This window comes from Mesorhizobium sp. USDA 3734 (assembly GCF_056279665.1).
Window position 1 is genome coordinate 4,898,970 of sequence record NZ_JBWCCW010000001.1, and the last position, 24,734, is coordinate 4,923,703.

Here is a 24,734-nt window from a genome sequence, read left to right on the forward strand (position 1 = left end):
CGACCTCAGTCGGATGGACCGTCGCCGACGGGAAGTGAATGTGTTTCCCATTCGCTCTTAGGGATTTCCGTGCCCAGCGAGAATTCGAAGGCAACCACCCTTTCCAAATCCTGGGTTACCTCGCATTTGAATTTAATGTCGTACCAATGGCGTTTGCTTCTGAGCGCCGCGCCATCCGCCTGGAGTGTAAGACCGGAAAGCTTTGTGTCGGCCATGGCGTAGGCAACGACGAAATCCGGCTGGAAGTCGGCCTTCCATATATGGACCTGTTCCATAGCTTCGACGTTGCAGAGTTGGATAATACGATCATCAGTGCCCAGTTGTCTTAGCGCAACCAAAGCTTCCTTGCTTCGCGGGTCTGCCAGCACTTTCGCTGAGAATAACTCCTTGGCCCGAACCATACCATTTCCCTGAGGAGCCAACTCGTTGGCTATCGCTGGTTTTGTATCTTGCTCAGGTGCCCGGTCAATCGGTGTGGGCAACGAGATAGGCTTGCTGTCGCTTTGAGTAACAGCAGGCTGTGCGGTTGCTGCAGCTTGCGGTTCACTCAGGATTTCGACGGTGATGCTTTGTTCGGTTGGCGGAGGCGGCGATTTCCTGGTTGGCAAGAATCCAACGGCTAAGACGGCGATCAGGTGCAACGTCACGGAGATTGCAAGGCTCAGCGCTATTGCGTTAGGGGCATACCGGCCATTTTTTTCCTGTATCGGCAAGGTTACAGCTCTGATGGCCGTGGACCTGGACCAAGCTCAGATCGGCTAAAATGCTCTTTTCCACTTCCGAATAAAGCCGAGAAGAATGCCCTCCGAAGCTTCGCGTTCGCCATCGGCCTCTTCCGCAACATGCAGCGACTGTTCTGTCGCCCGATATCGCTGCACGACGTCTGCGACGGTGTTCTTGCTGATACCAAGGTCGCGGGCGATCCAGCGGTAGCTTCGCCCTTCATCAATAAGTGCCAGGACCTTGGGTGCTAATCGGTCGGATTTTGGTCGGACTCCGATCTGTCTTCCGAGTTGCCGCCCTCGCGCCTTTGCTGCGGCAAGCCCGGATTTGATTCGTTCGCTGATGAGATCACGCTCGAATTCGGCAATGCCGGAAAGCAATGTCGCCAGCATCCGGCCATGTGGGGACGCTAGGTCGAAGGCCATGCCGTTCATGGCGATAACGGAAACTTTCCAGCTTTCGAGTTCACGCAGCGTGTTGAGGAGGTCGATCGTCGAGCGACCCCATCGAGAAAGTTCGGTCACGAGGATGACATCGATCTGCCGCGACTGGGCCAGGGCCATGATTTTGCGTCGCTCAGCGCAATCGAGCTTCGCACCAGAACCAGTTTCCTTGAAGATTCCAGCGATATCGTAACCGGCGGGACCGGCAAAAGCCGTCAGGTCCCGCTCTTGCCGTTCACAAGACTGATCGGCCGTTGAAACTCGGCAGTAGATGGCGGCGCGCTGTCCCAATTGAACCCTCGTAAATTTTGGTGCCGGAAGGCCTTGATTTGCATGGGCTGAGTGTTGTCCAAAACAGACTATACTTCAATAGGGACAATTGCGGCATGCCAAGGCGACATATTCTCAGCGAGCGACAGCGCTCGGCACTCTTCGATCTGCCAACCGATGAATTGTCCCTGCTTCGGCATTACACACTGGGCGACGACGATCTTGGACACATCCAGGAACGCCGCAGGCCGGAGAACAGGCTGGGGTTCGCCCTGCAGCTTTGCGCGTTGCGATATCCAGGGCGCGCGCTGGCTCCGGGCGAGGCGATCCCGCATGAGGTCTTGTCGTTCATCGGGGCTCAGCTTGGCGTCCCGGCCGATGCGCTGCTCACCTATGCCGCACGACGGCAGACCCGCCAGGAGCATATGGAGGCGTTGCGTGAGATCTACGGCTACAAGACTTTCGCGGGTCGTGGTGCCCGTGATCTGCGGGACTGGCTTTTCGATCAGGCGGAAGAGGCCCGTTCGAACGAGGATCTTGCGCAGCGGCTGGTTGCGTTGTCGTGAAACTCTGACGATCTTGCCAGCGGTATCGACAATCGAGCGACTATGTGCAGACGCGCTGGTCGCCGCCGAGCGGCGGATCGAGACGCGGATCGCGGAAAAGCTCGACAATAACGCACGCGAACGGCTTGATGGGCTGCTGACCGAACTGCTCGATGCCAATGTCAGCCGGTTCATCTGGCTTCGCCAGTTCGAGGTCGGCAACAATTCCGCAGCGGCGAACCGGCTGCTCGACAGGCTGGAGTTGCTGCGTGGCCTGACTCTTGATCCGCAGCTTCTCGCCGGTATCCCGCCGCACCGTGTCGCACGCCTGCGTCGGCAGGGCGAGCGCTATTTTACCGATGGCTTGCGGGACATCAGCTCTGATCGGCGCTGGGCGATCCTTGCCGTCTGCGCCGTGGAATGGGAGGCGGCGATCGCCGATACGGTGGTCGAGACCCATGACCGGATCGTCGGAAAGACCTGGCGCGAGGCGAAACGGCTGCATGAAGAACGGATTGCCGATTCCAAGGCAACTGTCACCGATACGCTACGCGCCTTCACCACACTCGGAGCTTCCCTGCTCGAAGCCCGCAATGATGGTCTGCCGCTGGAAATGGCGGTCGCCAAATCGGTGGAATGGGGTCGGCTCGAACAACTGGTCGCGACCGGTGCCCAGCTCAGTACCCTGGCGGACGATCCATTGGCTCATGTCGGACAAGGATATCATCGCTTCCGCCGCTACGCGCCGCGCATGTTGCGGTGCCTGAAGCTCAAGGCAGCATCGGTAGCCCAGCCCTTGATTGCGGCGGCAAAAGCCATCGGCGAAAAGCAAGCGTCACCATCGGCGACCGACAGCTTCTTGCGGCCGAATTCGAAATGGCACCGCCATTTGAGAGCACAAGACCAGGGCGACAATCGCCTTCGGGAGATGGCGGTCCTGTTTCACCTGCGGGATGCCTTCCGATCCGGTGACATCTGGCTCGACCATTCGCGCCGCTATGGCGATCTCAAACAGGTGTTGGTGCCGATGATTGCGGCACAAGCTAACACAAGACTGGCAGTGCCCCTCGATCCGCAAGTATGGCTGACTGATCGGAAGGCTCGGCTCGCCGATGGCCTGAAGAGACTTGCACGAGCAGCGCGCGACGGAACCATCCCTCGTGGCAGCATCGAGGATGGAACGTTGCGCAAAGCTGCCAATGTCCCGGTTCTGGGGCATGGGAACGACCGCATCGAGCGATGGCCAGTTCTTCCCTTCGGCCCGGCAGGGCGAGGCGATGAACATGGTCAACGCCAAGTATGGAAACGAACCCGGCCTCAACGCTTACACTCACGTCAACGACCAGTTCGCGCCGATCGCGTCACAGACTTTTCCCGCGACAGTCAGCGAGGCCCCATACATCCTTGACGGCCTGCTGATGAATGAGGCCGGTCGTCAGGTTGGAGAGCAATATGCCGATACGGCCGGCTTTACCGATCACTTGTTCGGGACCAGCAGCATGCTCGGATACCGTCTTGTCCTGCGCATCCGCGATTTGCCTTCGAAGCGCCTTTACGTGTTCAATCCCGCAGGGACACCCAAGGATTTGCGCAAACTGGTCGGCGGCAAGATCCGCGAGGAATTGATCATCGCGAACTGGCCCGACCTGTTCCGCTGCGCCGCTACCATGGCTTCCGGCAAGATCAAGCCGAGCCAGTTGCTCCGCAAGCTTGCCTCCTATCCACGCCAGAACGATCTGGCGGTTGCGCTGCGAGAGGTTGGCCGCGTGGATCGGACACCTTTATTATAGAGTGGATCCTCGACACGGACATGCAGCGGCGTGCCCAGATCGGCCTCAATAAGGGCGAGGCCCACCATGCTCTCAAGAATGCGCTGCGCATCGGTCGCCAGGGTGAAATCCGTGACCGAACCACCGAGGGCCAACATTACCGGATCGCCGGACTCAACCTGCTCACCGCAATCATCATCTACTGGAACACCCTCCATCTCGGCCATGCGGTCGCAGAGCGCCGGAATGAAGGACTTGATGTGCCGCCCGAACTTCTGGCGCATATCTCTCCGCTGGGTTGGGCATTACTGACCGGCGAATATCTCTGGCCCAGGAAGCAACGGCTTAGAGTGTCATTCCGCCCCCAGCCGGAGCCGACCCCTGTTTACTGCGGGCGCTGGAGGCGGGGTTGTCGTGCTGGCCCTGCATGCGGGCGTTGAAACAGCGTCTGTTGCACCGAATCGGCCGTCAACCACACGTTGTCGTCGTCAGGTTCTCGACAGCTTCCCGGTGTCAAATCCAAGCCGTGGTCGGCGCTCCCAACCAAGGTGGTGGCAAGGCAGCGCACATAGCCGAACGTCGATCAAGTCACGATCTACGATTGCCTCATGCTGCATGCCCTGCGGGATTGAAAAACGGAGAAGAATATGTGCGATGCAAAACTGAAAACCGTGCTTTCGCTTCTTTCGCAGGTGCCCAGACAGTTAGATGCTCTCTCGTCCAACGGACCAGCGACGGATGCAAATTGCGTTAAGCTAAATACGAACGAGAACCCGTTTCCGTTGCCGAAGAGCGTGATGCAAAGTGCGATTGCTGCGATCGAACACCAGTATCTTTATCCGGAAGACGACAACCTCAGCTTAAGGGAAGCTGCCTCCGACGCTTACGGACTTTCCAAAGATCAGGTGATTGCCGGCAACGGTTCGTCGGAACTGCTCGGCCTCATCTACAGAGCTTTCCTCGTCCCAGGAGATAGAGTGGCGATGCTGTCGCCCGGATTTTCGTTCAACCGAAAACTTGCCATGTTGCAGGGTGCTGAGTTTCTCGAAATCGCATCGAGCGAAGCTCATTCTTTGCCGATAGAAAAACTGCTGTTCGGCCCCGCAAAAGACGCGAAGTTCATTCTGTTGGCTAATCCGAACAATCCGACCGGAACATTCGTGCCGGTGGCCGAAATCGAACGCCTTGTGGAGCTAGCAGATCGCTTGATCGTCTTGGACGAGGCCTACGTCGACTTTGCACCCGACCATGCCCTGCGCCTCGTCGATAGACATTCGAATCTTTTGATCTTGAGGACTTTTTCGAAGAGCTATGCTGCCGCTGGCGTGCGAGTCGGCTTCGGTTTCGGTCATCCAGAAATCATTGGCAGGCTGCGCAACATCCAGAACGTCTTCAACATGAACGTGATCGGGCAGGCGGTCGGGAAAAGCATCCTTGCGCATCGCCACGCCTACGAAGAGAACCACAAGCACATCAAGCATGAACGACAGCGAGTGACCCTGGCGCTGTTGCAACTTGGCTTTTCCGTAACACCCTCCCACGCAAACTTTTTGCTGGCCCGTGTGCCGGCGGGACAGGAGGGCTCATGCTGGCAAGCAGCATTGAAAGAGCAGAAGATACTTATCGCCAGCTTTCCTGACAGATATTTGAAGAACTGCATTCGCATCAGCATTGGCACCAAAGAGCAGATGGATAAATTCCTTGCTGCCGCCAAACACATCTGTGTGAGCTTTAGGAGGAAATTGCGGTGCGTATAAGCATAAAGGTGTCTGAATTCGCTTTGCATGGGGGATGCATAAGGTATTACGCACCGATGTGTTATGAATCCTGGTGTTCACGAGTAGTATATATTTTGTCTAATTTGGAGAAGAAGCAATTGAATAAAATTTTCCCTTCGGGCTTGACCTTCGGCATCTTCGATCATCTGGACGAAAACGGCGATGATATCGCCCAACAATATGCAGATCGGCTGAGCCTAGCAGAGGCGTGCGATGGCTATGGCTTTTATGCGTATCATCTCGCAGAGCACCACTGTACGCCGCATGGCAGAGGTCCATCACCGAATTTGTTCTTAGCGAGCGTCGCCCAGCGAACCCGCCGCCTTCGTGTTGGTCCCATGGTAATGCTACTTGCGCTCTATCATCCGCTGCGTGCGTTCGAGGAGATCTGCATGCTTGATCAGTTGAGCGGCGGCAGGCTCGAACTCGGCATAGGGCGCGGCTCTGCCCCGACTGAATTGGGATACTTCGGGGTTGCTGTAGAAGCAGCACCAGAACAGTATGCGGAGGCCAGCGAGATTCTCATCAATGCGATGAAAGGCGGGACGCTTTCTTATCAGGGCCGCCACTTTGAGTTGAAGGACGTTCCGTTGACGTTGAGACCTCACCAATATCCCCATCCGCCGACATGGATCGCCACCAATCGACCCGAGCCGGCTAGCTGGGCCGCCGCGAATGGGGCAAACATCGCCTGCGTTGGACCTTGCACATCTGTTCGCAGCGTTACCGACGCATTCCGCGCCGCTCGAATGCACGATGCTGACGTTGGCCACCAAGCGCCATTTCTTGGATTGCTCCGAATGGTGGTGATAGAGCGTTCTGAAACAGATGCGTATTTGCTCGCAGCACCTGCCTATGGACGATGGCTCAAGAGCTTCAAATTTCTATACGAACTTAATGCCATTCCCACTCCACCAAACTTGCCGCTGGACTTCGATGCAGCAATTGAAAGTGAATTGTGCGTCGTGGGAACGGCAGCTTCTGTCCGACAAGCTCTCCTTGATCAGCTGGAAGAGGCAGGTGCTAATTATCTTCTGTGTCAACTGGCATTTGGGGATTTGCCGCTGGATGCGTCGCTATACACCGCATCGACCATTCGATCCGAAATCATGGCTCGAGTTGGCGCATCGTGAAATCCGTTGCGATGCGCGATAACAAGGGCAGTGCGGCCCCGCTGTTCTCAGGCCACGGCCTTGAGCTCGGGCTTGTTGACGTAGGCCCAGGGCAGGAGATCGTCGATCTGGCTGTTGGGGCGACCCCAGTCGGCGAGCGTGGAGCGAATCATTCGAGGGACTGATGTGGCGCAAGGATCGGTTCGACGCGATCCTGGTCGAGACCACCGGTTTCGCCGATCCCGCGCCCGTCGCCCAGACCTTTTTCGTAGACGACGATGTTCGCCAGAAAACCAAGCTGGACGCCATCGTCACCGTGGTTGACGCGAAACACCTGCGGGGCGTGGTCTGCGGTTGAAGCGACCACTTGGGTTTCCGGTATTCTTTCCGGTCGGGGGTGCCATATCCAATGCAGCGGAAGCGATCGAAGAGGTTTTTCGAGAGACGCTGTTTCATTTTCAGTTGGCGACGGAGTTTTCTGCGGGTGAGATTTCACCGTTGGGTTTGGAGCAGCTGATGCCTGTGCAGGAGATGGCACTTATGGCGTGTGAAAAGGTCCCGCACTACTTTTCATCGTGATGGCTATGACAGTGTGTGGGTGTTAAGGTTTTCTGCCACACGGTGGACTTTCGCGGCGGGTCGGCAGCGTCTGCTCCCGGGGGAAAAGCGATGACATTGCCTGAGTCTCAGGAAAAACATTGCCCCAAATGCCAAATTGTCATTCCGCTGACAGCCGTGGTCTGTCCCGTTTGCCGTTCCGATATCGGAAAAGTGACGCGGGGCCAAACGCTCGCCGGGTTTGCCAAATTTACCAGGGACTGGATCGGCTTTCCTGCCGCCATGTTGACCACGATCATCGCACTGGTTGGCGCCGCGAGGGACAATGCGCTTGCCTCGTCCAGGCGGATGGAGCGCGGTTAACTCTGGACTTTGTACGGGGAGGCACCCTCAACGTGGGTTCGGACGACACGCCTGTGCCGCAGCGAGCCAGCGAAATTTTCATCCATATCCGCTTCGTGCGCTACACCTTGGTCAACGACGGACTGTCTCCTGCCACAGTCAGACCGGAGCTGACGTGCTCGAGCATTGAAAATGGATGCGGGACGCAAAGCCGACAAACTAGGGGTCAGAACAAGAGCTGCTCAAAATCGTACGCTAAGAGCGAACGAAGCATAAACTGAGCTTGCTTGTGTCTCACGATTGGCGGCGTGCGACGTCTGATCCCAGTGGATAACCGTCGCAGCAGAATAGCTGCTATTTCCACATCCAGTCTGCTCGGCAACATTCAGCGGCAGTTGGTGTTGTGTGCGGAGTTGAGCAGTGGCCAGGCGCAAGATTCTCAAAGCTCAGGATCGACGGGAGCTTTTCGATATCCCGGCTGATGAGGATCCGACACTATTCATTGTCCGCGGCTGATCGCCTCGAGATTGACCTGCGGAGGCGCGAGCACAATAAGCTCGGCTTCGCTATTCAGCTTTGCGTTATGCGACACCCAGGTCGGGTGCTCGCGGCAGGCGAAATTCCGCCCCGCGCGATGCTGAAATATGTCGCCGACCAGATCGGCGCCGATCCCACTGTGTTCACAACCTATGCCCGCAGGGAAGAGACGCGTCGCGATCACATTGCGCGCCTGATGATCTGTCTCGGCGTCAGAAGCGCGACAGCTCAGGATCGTCGCGCCGCGCTGTTGTCGGCAATGGAGGCGGCCGCAATGTCCGACAGCGGCGCTTCGATTGTGAATGCCATCGTTGCCACGCTGCGAGAACGCGGAGCACTGTTGCCCGCGGCAGAGATCATCGAGCGAATGGGGCTTGCGGCTCGTGCCATAGCTCGCCGCCGCGCGGAGGGGGCGCTTATCGAAGGTCTGGCCCCTGAGAAGCTGCGGGCGCTCGACAAGCTGCTCGAGGTTGATGCGGCGATCGGCCAGACCCGCTTCCATTGGTTGCGGTCGGCGCCGGAAGCGCCCGCGGCTCAAATCTGATAGGACTGACCGAGCGGATTGCATTCCTGCGCACGCTCGGAATCGATCCCGGTTTACGGGCGCGCGTGCCTTCCGGGCGGTGGGACCAGATGGTCCGTGAGGGCAATTCCACGCCGGCGTGGCTGGCCAATGACTTCAATGCGAGCCGTCGTCACGCCCTGATTGTCGCGCAGGTGATCAAGCTCGGCGAGAAGTTAACCGATGACGCCTGACGATGTTCATCAAGCTGATCGAACGGCTGTTCTCCCTGGCGCACAGCCGCAAGAAACGGCGGCACATGGACCATCGGACAGACACCTCCAAGGCCCTGCGTCTTTTCCTCGATACGATATCGGCGCTGCAATCGGCCAACGATCGGGGTCAGGACGCACTTGAGGTGGTCGACCAGAAGGTCGGCTGGCACCGGCTGCTTCGGATGAAGCCGGAGCTTGCAGCAATGGTCGAGGAAAATGAGGCATCCCCGCTGGTCGTGGCGGCCGAGCAGCATAGTGGCGTCATCAAATACGCGACGGCGTTCCTGACAACCTTTACGTTCCGTTCAGCGCGCCGCCACGACTCCTTGCTCACAGCCATTGCGATGCTCCGAAGGCTTCATTCGGAGGGACGGCGTGCCCTGCCCGAGCGTGTTCCGACCAGCCATCTCAGTCCAACCGATCGGAAACTGATCTTTGGGCAGCAGAAGCCTGATCGCCGGCTCTATGAGATAGCCACGCTCGCCGCATTGCGCGAGCGCCTTCGCTCGGCGGATATATGGGTAGAGGGCAGCCGCTCGTTCCGCCCGATCAACGAGCACCTCATGCCGCGATCTACGTTCACCACGATGAAGGAAGATGATCGGCTTGGCCTTGGTGTGGGCAGTGACGTCGCCGCCTGGCTGAGCGAAGTAAAGCAGGTGCTGGACTTCAATCTGAAGCGCCTGGCCTATCGCGCTCGCGCTGGTAAGCTCGAGGGTGTTCGCCTCGAAGCGGGAACGCTGATCGTGACGCCGACCGTCGGCGACGTTCCTGCGGCAGCCGAAGAACTGAACGCAGAGATCAGCGAGATGTATCCGCTGGTCGAAGTTCCTGATCTCCTGAGGGAAGTGCATGATTGGACGGGCTTTGCCGATCACTTCACACATGTCCGCACAGGCGACGCCCCACGGAATGTCTCTGCCATGCTGGCCGGCATCCTGGCCGATGCAACCAATCTCGGTCCGAAGCGAATGGCCGGCGCATCCAAGGGCATCAGCGCCCATCAGATTGGCTGGATGCGCACCTTCCATGCCCGATCAGAAACCTATCGCGCCGCTCAGGCCTGCATCACCGACGCACATACCGATCACTCGCATTCCCGCCTGTGGGGCAACGGAACGACCGCGTCGTCCGACGGACAGTTCTTCCGTGCGAGCGACCGAGCGGCAAAACGCGGTGACGTCAATCTGCACTATGGCAGCGAACCGGGATCGAAATTCTACAGCCATTTGTCGGACCAGTACGGCTATTTCAGTATCTTGCCCATCAGCCCCACTGAAAGCGAAGCAGCCTACGTGCTCGATGGCCTGTTTGACCAGGATACGATCCTGGATATCCAGGAGCATTTTACTGATACTGGCGGCGCGAGCGATCACGTCTTCGGGCTGTTCGCCCTTATCGGCAAACGCTTCGCGCCTCGGCTACGCAACCTCAAAGATCGAAAGTTCCACACATTCGAGAAAGGCGACGCCTACCCGGCGCTGACGAACCACGTCGGCGCACCGATCAACACCGCATTGATCCTTGACCATTGGGATGACCTGCTACATCTGGCAGCGTCGATCACGACGCGCGCCGTCGTCCCCTCGACAATCCTGAAGAAGCTCTCGGCATCTCCGAAGGAAAGCCAGTTGGCCAAGGCGCTGCGGGAACTCGGCCGGATCGAGCGATCACTGTTCATGATCAAATGGTATTCGAGCCCGGCCTTGCGCCGACGGTGCCAAGCCGGCCTCAACAAGGGTGAGGCAGCGCATAAGCTCAAGCGTGCGGTGTTCTTCCACGAGCGCGGAGAAATCCGTGACCGGTCATTCGAGAGCCAGGCATTCCGCGCTTCCGGTCTCAATCTCGTCGTCAGCGCCATCGTCCATTGGAACACCGTCTATCTTGACCGCGCAGCCACGCACCTGCGCATGGCGGATCGGACTATCCCGAATGACCTGCTCAAACACGTCTCGCCGCTCAGTTGGGAACACATCAATCTCACAGGCATCTACACCTGGGATTCTGAGCACCAGATGCCCGAAGGCTTCAGATCGCTTCGCTTGCCAGCACCGATCCGACGGGCGGCATGATGTTCATGCTCCGTTCGACCTTAGCGTACGATTTTGAGCAGCTATCGCGGTAGGGATGCCCATTGCTGGGCACCCCCCGCACAGATCCGGACGAGCGGAATTCCCGCATCCGGCTCCTACCTCGGGTGTTTGACGGCAAAGCGTACACGCGGCCAAGGGTGAAGGATACGCGGTCGCGGGAGCCAATCATTGGCTAGCCGTATCATTCGCTCCCAGATCAAGCGATGTCTCTGGCTCCTCCGCCGAAGCGTCTGGGCCCAGAGCCGGATGGTGTGGTCGCGAAAGGCACCGAGCGACCGGAAGTTGGTCGGTACGGCGTGATACGCATAATAGCCGGTAAGCACCTGCTTTAGCCATCGTCCCTGCTCGGGAATGGGCCAATGCATGCGCCGTCGCAACTCGTTCTTGATTTCCTTCAGTTTCGCCACCCTGCGGTCCCTCCGGCTTTTCCGAAGAATCTGGAACCGGCCCTGCCGGGTCCTCCCGCAAATGTGGGTGAAACCAAGGAAGTTGAACGTTTCCGGTTTGCCAAGTCCCCTCCTGCGGCGGGCTTGGGCCGCATAGCGGCCAAACTCGATCAGTCGGGTCTTGTCCGGATGGAGTTGCAACGCAAACTCCTGCAACCGTTCCCGCATCATGTCCCAGAAGCGCCGGGCATCGGCTTCGTATTGGAAGCCAACCACGATATCGTCCGCGTAACGCACGATGATCATGTCGCCGGTGGCCTCACGTCGTCGCCAGCGATCGGCCCAAAGATCGAAGACGTAGTGCAGGTAGATATTGGCAAGCAGCGGCGAAATCACCGAACCCTGCCCGGTTCCCCTTTCACTAACCGTGACGATCCCCTCTTCCAGGACACCCGCCCTGAGCCATTTGCGGATCAGGCGGATGATGCGCTTGTCGCCGATGCGATGCTCCACGAAACGGATAAGCCAATCCTGACTAACCCCGTCGAAAAAGCTCGCAATGTCGGCGTCTAGAATGTAGCTCACCTTCCGCGTTTCGATCCCGACAAACAGTGCGTCCAGCGCATCATGCTGGCCGCGCTCCGGTCGGAACCCATAGCTGAACCCGAGGAAGTCCTCCTCGTAGATTTGGTTCAGCACCGCCGCCGTCGCCCTCTGGACGATCTTGTCTTCAAGGGCGGCAATCGCGAGCGGCCGCTGCCGTCCGTCTGGCTTCGGTATATACGTCCGCCGTGACGGTAGGGCACGATACGCTCCCCGTTGAACCCGACCGTGCAGGTCCGCGATCCTTTGATCGAGGTCTACCTCGTAGGTTCGCCACGTTTGTCCGTCCACGCCGGGGGCCGCGTTACGCTTGAGTGCGTAGAACGCTGTCCTCAGCATCTCTGGATTGACGTGGTGGAAGAGCGCGGTGAACTTCTCCTTCTTCCTTTGCCTCGCGGCTTGCCGTATGCGGTCCAGCGCATGGGACACACTTTCCCGGTCCTGTGTCCGGCGCGTGCTTTGCTGATCCGCATTCCCCTTGGTTCCTGCCCTTGGCTCCCCTCGCTCCGCCATCGGTACTCCGACTTTGTTCGCAAGGTTCGTAGCTACTATGGCAAGATCTGACTCCTCGAGATCGTTCATCATCGGCTTCGGCTCCTCGCCTTCCCGATGCGGACCAGGCATGGTATCCCACTCTGGCCAATCCCGAGGCCTCCCGGTTCCCGCGCAAGGAGCGTCCGTGCATGCCAGGGTCTCAGACCACGTCGGGTTGAGCCGGCACTCGCGCTGTCGCGCCGACTCATATTGCCTTCCGCACACAAGACGAACGTCGGCACCCGAGAAGCGTCAATTTCGTGGTTCAATGGCTGGCCTACACGCTCCCCTGTCAACGCTTCACGGGCGGCCTCACGACCGACCGCGCATGACTCGGGGTCAATGTGGATCGCTACTCCTTCATTGCAATGGACTTGCACCATCTACTCCTTGCCGGTCTCCCGGCGCACCTTGTTCTGACCCCTATAAGCATCGGCGTCGAACCGTCAGCGCGCCATCAGTCTGGCGTGTGCATGTGGGTTCGGCAGCCTCAGTGCCATCGCCAAGGAGATACGCTTTGCCAAGATGATGATCAGAAAGCGGCTAAGCCCCGAAGTGGAAGCGATCGCCGACCCTGGGATCAGCCTGAAATCCTTGATGGCTTGGCAAAGGCACATTCGCCGACCCAGCCGTGTGCATTCGCATGTCCGATCTCCGGCAACTGCCATGCGTCCGCGCCAAAGAAATGCGTGTACGATCATCGACGTCAGGATTGCGTTCAGTCCCATCGCAATTCCCGCAAACAGCCCAGCCACGGGGTTCACGGAATAGGCGCGAGCCGTCCCGATCCCATGGGAAGCCAGGCCCACCGCGAATCCCCTTGCGGTGAAATCCTTCACGCGCATCGCATTCATGAGCGGCGTTACAATCACGGCGCCGCAGCTTCCGGTGAGGACGACGACAGCCGCGGTCAGGGCAGGATTTCCTCCCAGGCCGGAGGAAATTGCCATTGCAATCGGCGTCAGGCAAGCGACTTCCGAGCGGTTCACCGCTTCCTTCGACCCATGGAGCAGAAGCCTGAGCCTGACAGTGGAACGGATTCCGAAGGTCAATTTCGACTAAAGTTTTTCGAAGTCCCGGAGGGTCGTTCCTAGCTACGGCGAACTGCGTCTAGGCGGTCGATTTGCTCTTTAAGTTGATAGAGCGTCGTATAGCCAAGCTCGCCTAGACTGACAATTTCTATTATCATCCAAGCGACCCACTGGCTAAACTGAGCTACGTCTTTCTCAGTGATATGCTTATGAGCTCCACGATGAACAGCCTGAGATCTAAGGTCATAAAGGTCAGCAATTTGCTTTTTGAGCGATCCATATTCAGAAACGCCAACAAACCGAAATCCTCCGTAGACCAGTATGCTTGCAAGGCCGGACGAAACGGACTGCGTCACCCGTTCCTTCTCTAGAGAGAAAAACGCCTCCACGCAGCTCCAATATTTGACAATCCTCATAACTAGGGACGAGTCGCGGTGCGCATCTGAGAACCAGTAAATCGCCCTTTCGGTCGCTTCCTCGATCTCTGTCTTCTTGTTTTTCTGCAAGGTCGCCAATGCGAGTTGGATCATACGCATGGCATCAGAGCCATCCGACAACTCGGTGTCTACAGAAAATGGTTGCCCTCTTGGGGATGCATAATGCGTCGCAACATGATCATCGGTTTCGCTCCAGGACATCCAGATTGAGCGCCCCGGCGCGTCTTCTGGAGTCATGCCGGTCCCAATTCGGAAGGCTGCAGCACCATTCTCGTACTTGGCAGCGGCAGCGATCGCAACCAGACCAGCCGCCAAGATGGCCTGTTCGGAAAATAGACGTCGCGCTGTTTTTTCAGTTCCGGACGCCGAGCCGTTTAGCCACAACGTGCCCGGACGAACATCCAGTATAGATGGGTCTGGATGTTTGTCATAAGATATTCCTGCCAAATCTAAGACTGACGCCGGATTTCGCAATAATTTCATCGAGCCGAGTTCGAATGAGTTTGCCTCGTACAATTTCGCACCAAAAATTGGAACGATGAAGAAATGGCGGCGTATCTCTTTAGAGACCACTTCAGAAACAGCCATGAGAACTTCTTCAGGATTTTTCGGCTGAAGGGACCTAGATAACCAATCTCTAATTGCATTCCTCCACGCGCTCCAAATGTCAGAATAATCGGCCCGTCCGTCGAAATAATCATGCTCGTATATGATATCAACAACATTCCTAAAATTTTCCATCCCGAAGTCAGTCAGATACAAGCGCCGATTTTTATCCAAGCGAATCTCTCTGACCAGCGTTCGATCTTTTGGTATTTCGCTTATAGACTTGGGGAAGATAAACGACTTATCCGTGAATATTCTTTCGGCGCTCGAAAAAAAAATTCTAAGTTCTTTGGGCGTGAATGGTTTCACCATGCGATCCATCGTATTTTGCGGAGCACCGCATTCTTTATTACGCTGAAAAAGTACGAGGGCGTACAGATAGCAGCAGGGGTTCGGAAGCTCGGCGCCAGCTGAGCCTGAACTCATTCCCGCGGTCAATCCCAAGAGGTCGGTATTCCAGACCACATTATCTGTCTGGAACACGGCAAGAAATTCAAATCCCTCAAGCGACACCTCGGAGTCCACTACGGCCTAACGCCGGAGGACTATTGGGCCAAATGGGGGTTGGCGCGACTACCCGATGGTGGCACCAAACTATGCGGCTCAACGATCGGCCCTCGCAAGGTCCAGCGGGTGAGCGAACGACCGAGGCAGCCCGTAGCCGTGTCTCGACATTCGTTTCTCGTCCTCCGAGGTGACGTCATGATGAATTTGTTGGCCGATGAACAGGTGAGCACAAGGTTCGCGCCCCTCTGGGGAACAAATCTGTAGACCGACGTTCCTCACTGCATCTTATGCGACTTTGACCCTGTAGCAGCTAAGTTAAAATGTCCGGATCTGGCAAAGTAGGAATGTCGCCCCTGCATTTGCCTTGCCAATCTCCCCGCCTTCGAGCGCACAGGAGATTGCAGGTTGGGACTGGTTCTGATGAGCGAACGCGAGCTGCAGCGGATTGAGGTTCTGTCGAGGGTTAGTGAGCGAAGAATGACCAGCGCCACGGCTGCGGGTTTGCTTGGCGTCTCGGCCAGGCAAGTCCAGCGGCTAATGAAGACGTTTCAAGGCGCGCCGGCTCTTCGCCACAAGGCGCGTGGCCGTCCCTCCAACAACCGCATTCTTGATGGCGTTCGCGACTTTGCGCTGGAGCTGATTCGGGAGCATTACGGCGATTTCGGTCCAACGCTGGCGCGCGAGAAGCTGCTTGAGCGGCACCAGCTTGCGGTAAGCAAGGAGACGTTGCGCAAATGGATGACGGAGGCGGGCATCTGGACATTGCGCCGTGAGCGCAAGCGCCGGCTGCACCAGCCGCGCGGCCGGCGCGACTGTCTCGGCGAGATGGTGCAGATCGACGGCTCGCATCACTGGTGGTTCGAGGAGCGCGGGCCCAAATGCGCCCTGCTCGTCTTCATCGACGACGCGACCGGCCGGCTCCTACATCTGCCCTTTGCCGGGTCGGAGAACACGTTTGACTACTTTCACGCGGCGAAGTCCTATCTGCAGGCATGGGGCAAGCCGTTGGCCTTCTACAGCGACAAGCACGGTATCTTCCGGACGACGCATGGTTCCAAGTTGGACCGCGGCAGCGGCCTGACGCAGTTCGGCCGGGCGCTCTACGAGCTCAACATAGACATCATCTGCGCCAACTCCCCACAGGCGAAGGGCCGCGTCGAGCGCGCCAACCAGACGCTGCAGGACCGGCTTGTGAAGGAGCTGCGCCTGCGCGGCATCAGCACGATCGAGGCGGCCAACGCCTATGCGGCTGAGTTCATGGCGGACTTCAATGCGCGCTTTGCCAAGGAGCCACGCAACCCGAAGGACATGCACCGTCCCTTCGCCGATCACGAGAACCTGGACGGGGCCTTGTGCCGCAAGGAGGTCCGCACGCTGACGCAGGCTCTGACGCTGCGTTACGACAAGGTGATGTTCATTCTGCACCCGACCGAATTGGCGAAGAAGCTTGCCTGCAAGAAGGTGGTCGTCTGCGACTATCCTGATGGCCGTCTCGAGATCATGCATGAGGGTGTCGCCCTGCCCTACAGAGCCTTCGATGAACTGCGCTCGGTTCACCGTTCGGCGATCGTCGAGTACAAGCGGCTGGACGCTGCCCTGGAGATGGTTGCCGAGATGCAGGTCGGCCGCGATCTGCAGCGCAGCAAGCGCGGGCCGCGCCGCACCGGCCAGACCGACCACATGTTCGGAATCCCTGATGGCGCTGAGAGCAACGGTTATGTGAAACGCGGTCGCAAGCCCGGCAGGCCGCCTGGTTACACCCGGCGTGAGCAGGCGCCCACCGAGGCGCCCGTACCGAAAGTCGGGCGCGCATCCGTCGACGTCGATCTGCGGCTGACGGAGAGTGAGAAGAATCGTATCGCCGATGTCGTCACGATGCTGAGCGAGTATCGGATCCCGCTGCGGTCGATGCCGGCCAACAAAGCTAGTCCGTAGCGGCGGCTCTCTAATCTAAAGCCGAGGGGTGCCTGACTGAACCGCACCCGATCGGGCTGCGCAATCCCGACCAGCTGACGCCCGATCGGGCGCTCTCGTTGTGGCCGTCCCCACCGCCATGCGACATTTCTACTTTGCTGGCGCCGCGACATTCGAACTTGGTTGCAACATGACCCTAGGTTGGTTGCGATCCTGCCCAAGGTCGACCCGGTTCCGAAACGGCACAATGCGCCAAGAGCGGTTATCGCCGAACCACTACTCAGACGTCGCGTTTGTGGGACCGTTACTGCCGGACCGCTTTCGGATGAGCATACGGGTAAGCTGCCCTTCGCACTTCCGGCAAGTCGAGCCTGAGAAGATCCGCGACCGCTTCACACACTAGGCAGATCATGGTCAGAATTACAGCGGCCCTTCTACCGACAGAGTCAGACAGGGCTTGGAGTAGGCGCGACATCGGCCATAAACTGACCAGCACGTCAGCCATTCCGGCTAGTGCTCTTTGTAATACTCTTTGAACACGCAGCGCATCCACGGACCAGGATTTTCTGGGTCGAACGGCGCGGCAAGTTGAGCAATTTCGAGGGCTTCCAGAAGGCGCTGACCATCATATAGCTCGACCGGAAGCCCGCGCACGCGGGCTTTGCCCGCTACCTGCCTGGCACCGCGCCGAAAGCGCGAGGTGGTGACAAAAATCCCCGACGTGCAGTCGTTCACCAAGAGGGCGCCGGTGAGCGAATTGACCTTCGATTTCGATCGGGTTCTTAGTCCGCTTGACCTGGACCCCGACTAGGCCCTGGTCGCTGTCGAGATAGACGTCGATGCCGCCATCGGCGCGATACGCTGTTACCCGCGTTCGATAACCGAAATCTCGGAAGATGCTGCCGACGATGTCCTCGAGGCGCTGCGTGCAATTTGAGCGCGTCCTCAGGACGCAGCATGAGATGTGCGCGGCTCGCCTCGATCGGCGCTGCCACATCGGCGGGATCGAAGGCGCGGAGCGCGCCGTAACCGACCTCCGCCATTGTGGCCGCCAGTGTTCAAATATGGGCTTTTTGCGGCCCACCATCCGCAATAGGGACACCGCCAAACAGTGACCGCTTCCTCGTCCGCCTCCTGCGATGGTGGATGTCGAGCGCGATCGAGTAACGCATCTTCCGCGTCAGCTCGCCAAGGTTGCTGATCGCTCGCGAGCAGAAAAGGCAGGTTGAGAATCTTTCGATCCAACCGGTCACAGCCTTTGCATTGTCGCTGTTCAAAGCTTCATAAAGATAGGACATCGCGATCGCTCTTTGCTGGCAGCCTAACTGACGATCACGCTCGCGTTCGTTGCGAACATTTCCAAGCGTATCCCGGCCCTTAGATTCCGCTTCTTTACCATATTGAAGGGGGCAAACGAATCCGCCGCGAAAGAGCGCGATCCAACCATCACTGGTTAAACGGCCCGCCGAAATGGATCGGCCCTTTAGCCCCCAGTGCCTCGACGCCGTCTTCGCGCCTTCCGGCAGCTCGACAACCCTCGCGACCCAAGCGGGCCGCTTGACAAAACTGTATTGCCTTTCGCTGGTGGGAAGGTGATTAAGGATATCCAAGCTATCGTTGGTGGACTACCGCACAGCAGCGTTTCGCTTCGTTGATGGGGAGGACATTGACGTCGATGTCTTCAAAGACACCGACGGGCATCTAAATCGAAGTGGGGAGGCCTGCCTTTGCCTGATCCGGCGTTGCGTCCCATCGACGTGATCGATGGCGCCTCAATCAAGGGGCGCAAAGGTCTCTATGTCCTCGGCTGTTTCGACCAGCGAATTACCTTTTACTCCCAACAGGTCCGTGGACTTGCGTTGATCCATGCGCTGGCTGAGCAGGACTATCTGCGGGAAAAACCTCGCGTTGCGGTGATCGGCGGTGGTGCTGCTGGGCTTGCCGCCGCAGCGGCGGCTGCTCTCGCCTCGGACTCCGAAGTGGTCCTGTTCGAAGCGGCCGACGATCTGCTGAAGCTGCAGATGGCTACCGACCGCCGCAAGCTCGATCCGCATATCTATAACTGGCCCCGTAGCGGTGCGGACGATCCTGTTGCAGACCTGCCGATTTTGGATTGGGAAGCTGGGCCATCGAGCAATGTGCGCGATGATGTCGTGCGGCAATTCGAGGATGTCGCGGGACGACGCGGGAACCTGGTTGTGCTCAAGCGTCACCGGGTGACTGGGGCGCGCGAGCTTGATGCCGGCGGCTACGAGCTCACGGTTTTCGACAAGGCAGCAGGTCGTCTGCGTACCGAGGCCTTCCAGATCGTAATTCTCGCTTTCGGCTTCGGGCTTGAAGCCAGCGAGACCGTCCATGGCATCGGTGACAAGAGCTACTGGGACAATGCCGGCATTCCCGGCGCTGAATTCCGCGGCCGCGCCAATCCCCATTATTTCGTCAGCGGGAGCGGTGATGGCGGCCTCATCGATTTTGTGGCGGCAGCCTCTAAGGATTTCGATCATGCCGCGATGATCCAAGCTGTGACGAGCTATCCCAACATGGAGCCCGTAAAAACGGAACTGCTGGCGATCGAAACGGAAGCGCGTAACGCGAAGGGCCTGGGTGATCCTTTCAACCTATTTGAGGCTTTTTCGGATAGAATTGGTCCGCTCATCCAAGCAAACGGACTGGTCACACACCTTGCTCGGCAACTCCGACCGGGGGTGCAGATGACCTTGCAGACCAGGGACGAGAGCGTTTTCACCCTAGGCTCTTCGATTCTCAATCGTCTCGCGGTTGTCGCGACAATCATAGCCTGCCAGACGACTGAGGGGCATGGTTTCAATCACCTTACATGCGAGAATTTTTCGCGCGTCGCCGGCTATAAACCAGCTGCCGACGAGCCGACATACAAGCTAAACTGTGACGGCCAAATAGTGACGGCCGACGAGGTCATCGTACGTCGAGGCACCGACCGGGATAGCGTTCGCCAGCCCTTCTGGGATCTGATGACCGGCTATGAAGCGCAACATTGCGATTGGCTCGATCGGCTCGGCGAGGCAACGCTGATTCCGAAGCTGTCGAACGACGCGCAGGACTTCTTCCGTGAACTGGCCCGCAGTGCCCACGTAGCGGGTTCACGCCGTCGCATCGCGCTTGCCCAAGCGGCAATGCCGATGATCGTTCACCTCAGCGCCGTGGGTGAGGAGATCAGGTGGGCCGGCGCTCATAATCCGGACCGGATTGCCGAAGCATGGGATGACGGCAGCGCGTTCGATGCGACGCTTGCGCAGGGGCCGGAGGCACTCGGCAGCATTGCCGGCGCAATTTTGCGTGTCGCCGTACATGCGCCCCAAGCCACGGTGCACGCCACCCCTCTCGACTGGCTCGAGCCATGGCGCCAGTTGACCGCGATGTCGCCGTACGGCGGCGGCATTCTCATGCCCAAGCTCGTCGGAGACAATCCCGGCGGCGGCGCCCAGATCCGGATCGCCACTGGCGGGGCGAGGCTGGCAACCATGGTACACCGTGCACTCGACAAGTGGTTGTTGGCACGGATCGACGCGCATCTGACAAGCTTCTTTCTGACTGGGGAAGATCAAGGTGCCTACGTCGACCTCGAGATTCATTCCAGTTTGCGAAACTTGATGCGCGGCACCTGGACGACCTGGCGAGAGGCATTCACCGACGATTCGGCGCTGCTTGGTCGTTTCCTGCGGCTCGTCGTAAGCGCCTCGGATGACGATGGTGATGCGGTGCAGGTGTTGGTAGGACGCAGCAAGCTCAAGCAGATCATTGGGGGAACGGCGTTATCGCTCGCGATTGCCGCAGTTTGGGGCCAAACCTCGCCCCGAGGTATGCGGCCCGGCAACCTGCTGCGCCAGCTCGCCGGCAACGAACACACGGGCCATGGGTGCGCGCCGGATCGGATTCTCGGCAAACGGCCAAGTCTGTCTGCGGATACCCATAACTGGCAGACCAGCTTCGTCCTGCTCGCTCTGGAGGGCAGTCTTGACCTAGCGCGAAAGGCTGAAGCTCCGTTCGCCATTGTCGAAGCCTGGCAGCCTTCGCTTGCCGAGACCACGGGATCCGGTCCCATGATGATGTGGATAAGTCAGGAATTTATCGATGCACTTGCCGGCGGTGTCGGCGCGCTGAAGGCGCTTATCGAAGAAGTCGAGCGCCAGTACACTCTGCCAATGTTGGAGGCCATCGAAAGGCTGGGGGAGACCACATGAGCGAGGGCCCGGGACCGCTAGATGACATCGTGCGGCGCGTGAGCAGTGCCGCCGCAACTCTGAAGTTGCCCGTGAGCGAACAGGCGCAGCTCGTCGGTCGCAGTTTCAATGGCGGCAGCAGCGCTGCGACCACGCTAGAACCAGGGGAGCTGCCGCCCGAGGCGCGTGCGCTCAGGATCGGACGCTATACCGTGATCTTCGGCACGCTCCCCGATACGCCGACACTTCCGGGCGTCAGGGAAACCTTACGGCGTTACCGCAATCAGTGCGTCGTGGCACGTTCCTTCCTCAGTTCCAACGAGAGCCTCGACCTGCAACTGTTCCTGGTGGGTCCACGTGGGTCAGAATGGGAGCGCAAGTGGAAGTCGCTGGGCCTGTTTTTGGAGCGCGATGACCGGGTGGCGCGCAAGCTTGCTTGGTTGAGACCGCGCGATGCCGCGCGTGACGACGACAGCTTCGACGATTTCGTCCGACGGACTTTTCTTGCCCGACCATGGCAAGAGGACGATGGTGAATTGCACGACAACCAATCCCTCGACCTTGACGAGCCGGCCCCGACTGGGCTGGCCCGCAGCACGGCAGAAGATTTCGATAACATCGCACTCGATGGCGATGCACGTACCCCCGACGAGATCGTCGAATTTCTCGTACGGGCTTGGGAGCGGCGGGAAACATCATGAACGACGTTTACCTCTCCAGCATCAACATCGAGGATTTCCGCACTTTCGGCGAGTTCAGTGTCGAATTGCCGGCGGCTCCCGGGTTGCTGCTGCTCACTGGCACGAATGGCTTGGGCAAGAGCAGCTTTTTCGATGCGATCGAGTGGGCCCTGACCGGCAATATCCGCCGGTTCACCCCCTACGTCTCGCGTCAGGGTAAGACCGTTATTCCAGACAGGGACTACCTTACCCGCAATGGAGCCGACCCGGATAGCCATGCGGTAACGCTGCAGTTTTCCGAAGGTGAATCCATACGGCGCAGCGCGAGCCAAAAGCCATCGGCTGCCGAGGTGGCAGCTTTGCTCGCCCACCCAGGACGGGGTCAGATTACTGACCTGGGCACACATCTGGCCATGACGCATTTCCTCGGTCAGGCAGAGCGGCAGCGCTTCACCAGCCGCGAGTCTGATGACCAATGGGCAGCTCTCAAAGGTCCGAGCGGCGTCGACCGGCTCGAGCTGATCCGCACCCGACTTCGTGGCAGGTCAACCACCATTGCGTTTAACAACCGCGTAAAGGCCGAACAGGCGCGTATTGCGGACATCGAGAAGGAAATTGCCGACTGGCAGGGCTGGCAAGCTCGACTTGAGCGCTTGCGCACTGCAGTTCGGGCTGGCGGCGGCCTCAGCGAAGGAGACGTCCTTTCCGGCGCAAGGGTGATTGAAGCCGAAATCGAAAGCATCGCTGGACTGAAGCCAGCTGGAATATCGGGAGAAACAGCCAGCCAACTCCTCGCGCGGCTGGCGGGGTTGCTCGACACAGGTACCAAACAGGTGAGCGAGCGCGTCGCAAGGCTGACTGGTGCGTCCGCTCTGATCGAGCGTTACCAGTTGCAGGCCGGGCTGGCTCGGGAGGACAGTCCCAATCTTCTCGGTGCAAGGCAGCAACTAGACGATGCGCGGAAGGCGACTGCCGATGCACAGGCAAGGGTAACCAACTCGAATGGCGCAGTGACCGCGCAATCGGAGGTGCTCACGAGCGCCGGGGCCGAGATAGGTCGACTTGAGGCGGCTCGGGCCGATCTCGTCGGCCAAGACGAACTAACGACGATGATTGAGGCCGCTCGTGCCGAGCTTAACGCGCATACTACCGCCCTTGATGAACAGCGGCGCCTCTTGAGCGAAGCCGATGGCATCATTTCCGCGCATGCATCGGCAGCGGCCGAGGAGGCTCGGCTGCAGAGTATAGCGGCGCAGACCCGCGCGGATCTCGATATGTCGAGCCGCCTCGCCGAGCTCATTGCTTATGCCCGTGATCGACAGGCCGAGCTTAGCGAAGCAGTATCGGCCGCCGCGGAAGTCAAAGGTAATTATGACGATGCTGTTGATAGGCGCCAGCAGCTTTCTGTGTCCATTGGGGAGCAAAGGGCCGAGCTGGCGGAGGCAGAGCGACATGCCAGTGCCATCACGGCTGCCGTCGCTGCCATTGCAAGCCATATCCACGACGACGATGAAACGTGCCCGGTCTGCCAAGCGAATTATCCCGCCGGCGAGCTGAAACTACTCGCAAACGAAGCGGCGCGCTCGGGCAATGCCCGGGTCGCGGAAATCACCGGACGGGTAGAGGACCTCGCTGTACAGATCGCCGTCGTTACGCAACGCATAGCTGAAATATCGCCCACGCTTGCGCGTCCTACATCACTCGAACCCGATGCCAGCCGGGCTCGACAAGCAGCTTCCGATCTGGCGGCGGCACTGCGGCAATCCCTCAAGGCGGACGACCGTGACGATCTTGCCAGTCTTGCCGTATCACGCGACACCGCGGCCCAATCGCAGCTTGCCGATGCACGTGGGCGGGTCGTCGCGCAACTTCCGACCGCACTCGCGGCTGAGCAACGCCGTGCCACCGCCACGACTGAAATCGTTCAGCTTACCAATCGTGCCGCTGCCGCAACGACCCGGCTCAATGGCCTTGTTGCGGAGGGACGCGACGGGAGGGAGCGCATAGCGGCACGGGGGATTCCCACGCCAACTGTCGACGAGATCGGCAAGCTCCTTGCGACGCGGCGCGGCGAACTCGAGGCCGCCCGGAAACGGCTGGGCGAGCTTGAGGGAGATGCTGCGGCAGCCCTCGCGGCACTGAAGCCGTTAGAGTTGCAGCTGGTCGCACGCGAGACGGAGCTGGCGAATGCGGAAAGTGCGCAGAACAACGCCGTACAGGCTACTCAAGAACTCACCAGGCAGTGGATCACGCTGGGTCTCGCCGGCACGCCAAGCCGCGCCACCCTCGAAGCAGCGCAGAGTGCGGCCGAAAAAGTGGCAACCGATCTGGCGCTACTCGGCAATGCCCTCAAGGGACTTTCTAGCGTCACCCAAGATCTCCTTCTCGAAGAGGAGATGGCTACGGTTCTCGCACAGATGCTTGCGGCCGGGGGAGACGACGGGGTCAATGATTCAGATGCGTATCTCAAGACGCTGCAATCGAGATTGCAGCCAGCGAGGGTCGCCTTGAAGCTGTCGCAGGACGCTCAGGATGCGATCAATAAGTACACGGTCACGCTGGGTGAGCGGGCTCGCCTGCACAAGGGTGCTGCTGACGGCCCCGGCCGAGACCGGTGTGGTCTATGATCCCCCATCTTTCAATGTTGCCGCCGGCCGGGCACTTAGCGCCAGAACTGGCGCTGCCTCCGCAACTTCGGCCTAGTTAGCGTGGCGTACGCATTGGCTAGCCGAACATCCGGGACAAGATCGGCAATGCCTTTGGCAAATGACGATCACGATCTTTGGCTGAGCATTGTCTTCATCACGTGGAGCGGGCCGATTGATGCAGTTACGGGCCTCTAGTGCCGTCATGTCCGCTTTCGGGAAGGGACGAGGCCAATGTGAATGGC

Annotated in this window: 12 protein-coding genes and 7 pseudogenes; 12 read left to right on the forward strand and 7 right to left on the reverse strand. The window is 59.0% G+C overall.

The features are described 5' to 3' along the window. Positions 1 to 5: 5 nt before the first annotated feature. Positions 6 to 713, reverse strand: coding sequence for a DUF930 domain-containing protein (locus ACZ89F_RS23645; RefSeq protein WP_476094455.1), 708 nt, complete (start codon positions 711 to 713; stop codon positions 6 to 8). A gap of 45 nt (positions 714 to 758) precedes the next feature. Then, positions 759 to 1,457, reverse strand: a complete 699-nt coding sequence (locus ACZ89F_RS23650) for a recombinase family protein (protein ID WP_476094456.1) — start codon at positions 1,455 to 1,457, stop codon at positions 759 to 761. A 95-nt stretch (positions 1,458 to 1,552) separates the two neighbouring features. Here ACZ89F_RS23650 and ACZ89F_RS23655 point away from each other — a divergent pair. From ACZ89F_RS23655 to ACZ89F_RS23685, 7 genes and pseudogenes are all read left to right on the forward strand, one after another. Then, positions 1,553 to 4,091, forward strand: a pseudogene (locus ACZ89F_RS23655) (Tn3 family transposase); the annotation flags it as partial. A gap of 306 nt (positions 4,092 to 4,397) precedes the next feature. Then, positions 4,398 to 5,507: a histidinol-phosphate transaminase gene (gene hisC, locus ACZ89F_RS23660; RefSeq protein WP_476094457.1), complete on the forward strand. Its 1,110-nt coding sequence runs from the start codon at positions 4,398 to 4,400 to the stop codon at positions 5,505 to 5,507. Positions 5,508 to 5,626: 119 nt separating this feature from the next. After that, positions 5,627 to 6,661 (forward strand): LLM class flavin-dependent oxidoreductase, encoded by a 1,035-nt coding sequence (locus tag ACZ89F_RS23665; RefSeq protein WP_476094458.1) that lies wholly within the window; start codon positions 5,627 to 5,629, stop codon positions 6,659 to 6,661. A gap of 154 nt (positions 6,662 to 6,815) precedes the next feature. Further along, positions 6,816 to 6,989 (forward strand): annotated as a pseudogene (locus ACZ89F_RS23670) (GTP-binding protein); the annotation flags it as partial. Positions 6,990 to 6,994: 5 nt separating this feature from the next. Beyond that, the gene (locus ACZ89F_RS23675) at positions 6,995 to 7,219 is read left to right on the forward strand and encodes a hypothetical protein (protein ID WP_476094459.1); all 225 of its coding nucleotides are present in this window, start codon (positions 6,995 to 6,997) and stop codon (positions 7,217 to 7,219) included. 90 nt (positions 7,220 to 7,309) lie between these two features. Continuing rightward, the gene (locus tag ACZ89F_RS23680; protein ID WP_476094460.1) at positions 7,310 to 7,561 is read left to right on the forward strand and encodes an Rcat domain-containing protein; all 252 of its coding nucleotides are present in this window, start codon (positions 7,310 to 7,312) and stop codon (positions 7,559 to 7,561) included. A 399-nt stretch (positions 7,562 to 7,960) separates the two neighbouring features. Continuing rightward, positions 7,961 to 10,926, forward strand: a pseudogene (locus ACZ89F_RS23685) (Tn3 family transposase). Between the two features lie 116 nt (positions 10,927 to 11,042). Here ACZ89F_RS23685 and ltrA read toward each other — a convergent pair. From ltrA to ACZ89F_RS23700, 3 genes and pseudogenes are all read right to left on the reverse strand, one after another. After that, positions 11,043 to 12,521: a group II intron reverse transcriptase/maturase gene (ltrA, locus tag ACZ89F_RS23690; RefSeq protein ID WP_476094461.1), complete on the reverse strand. Its 1,479-nt coding sequence runs from the start codon at positions 12,519 to 12,521 to the stop codon at positions 11,043 to 11,045. Positions 12,522 to 13,162: 641 nt separating this feature from the next. Next, positions 13,163 to 13,426 (reverse strand): annotated as a pseudogene (locus ACZ89F_RS23695) (LrgB family protein); the annotation flags it as partial. Between the two features lie 134 nt (positions 13,427 to 13,560). Beyond that, positions 13,561 to 14,856: a hypothetical protein gene (locus ACZ89F_RS23700; protein WP_476094462.1), complete on the reverse strand. Its 1,296-nt coding sequence runs from the start codon at positions 14,854 to 14,856 to the stop codon at positions 13,561 to 13,563. Between the two features lie 109 nt (positions 14,857 to 14,965). On the opposite strand from ACZ89F_RS23700, the pseudogene ACZ89F_RS23705 reads away from it, so the two are divergent. Together ACZ89F_RS23705 and ACZ89F_RS23710 are read left to right on the forward strand one after the other, a co-directional pair. After that, positions 14,966 to 15,181, forward strand: a pseudogene (locus ACZ89F_RS23705) (Ros/MucR family transcriptional regulator); the annotation flags it as partial. Between the two features lie 275 nt (positions 15,182 to 15,456). Next, positions 15,457 to 16,842 (forward strand): annotated as a pseudogene (locus ACZ89F_RS23710) (ISNCY family transposase); the annotation flags it as partial. Between the two features lie 633 nt (positions 16,843 to 17,475). Here the strand turns inward: ACZ89F_RS23710 and ACZ89F_RS23715 are convergent. Both ACZ89F_RS23715 and ACZ89F_RS23720 read right to left on the reverse strand, forming a co-directional pair. Then, a pseudogene (locus tag ACZ89F_RS23715) lies at positions 17,476 to 18,052 on the reverse strand (restriction endonuclease). Then, a complete protein-coding gene (locus tag ACZ89F_RS23720; RefSeq protein WP_476094463.1) occupies positions 18,024 to 18,575 on the reverse strand; it encodes a hypothetical protein in 552 nt (183 codons plus the stop codon). Before ACZ89F_RS23720 ends, ACZ89F_RS23715 begins: the two are co-directional and overlap by 29 nt. Before the next feature lie 117 nt (positions 18,576 to 18,692). On the opposite strand from ACZ89F_RS23720, the gene ACZ89F_RS23725 reads away from it, so the two are divergent. From ACZ89F_RS23725 to ACZ89F_RS23735, 3 genes are read left to right on the forward strand one after another with little or no spacing between them, the layout of a single operon-like run. After that, positions 18,693 to 21,185, forward strand: a complete 2,493-nt coding sequence (locus ACZ89F_RS23725) for an ABC-three component system protein (protein ID WP_476094464.1) — start codon at positions 18,693 to 18,695, stop codon at positions 21,183 to 21,185. Beyond that, positions 21,182 to 21,865: an ABC-three component system middle component 1 gene (locus ACZ89F_RS23730; RefSeq protein ID WP_476094465.1), complete on the forward strand. Its 684-nt coding sequence runs from the start codon at positions 21,182 to 21,184 to the stop codon at positions 21,863 to 21,865. The genes ACZ89F_RS23725 and ACZ89F_RS23730 overlap by 4 nt, the downstream gene beginning before the upstream one ends. Further along, a complete protein-coding gene (locus ACZ89F_RS23735) occupies positions 21,862 to 24,471 on the forward strand; it encodes an AAA family ATPase (RefSeq protein WP_476094466.1) in 2,610 nt (869 codons plus the stop codon). Before ACZ89F_RS23730 ends, ACZ89F_RS23735 begins: the two co-directional genes overlap by 4 nt. Positions 24,472 to 24,734 lie beyond the last annotated feature (263 nt).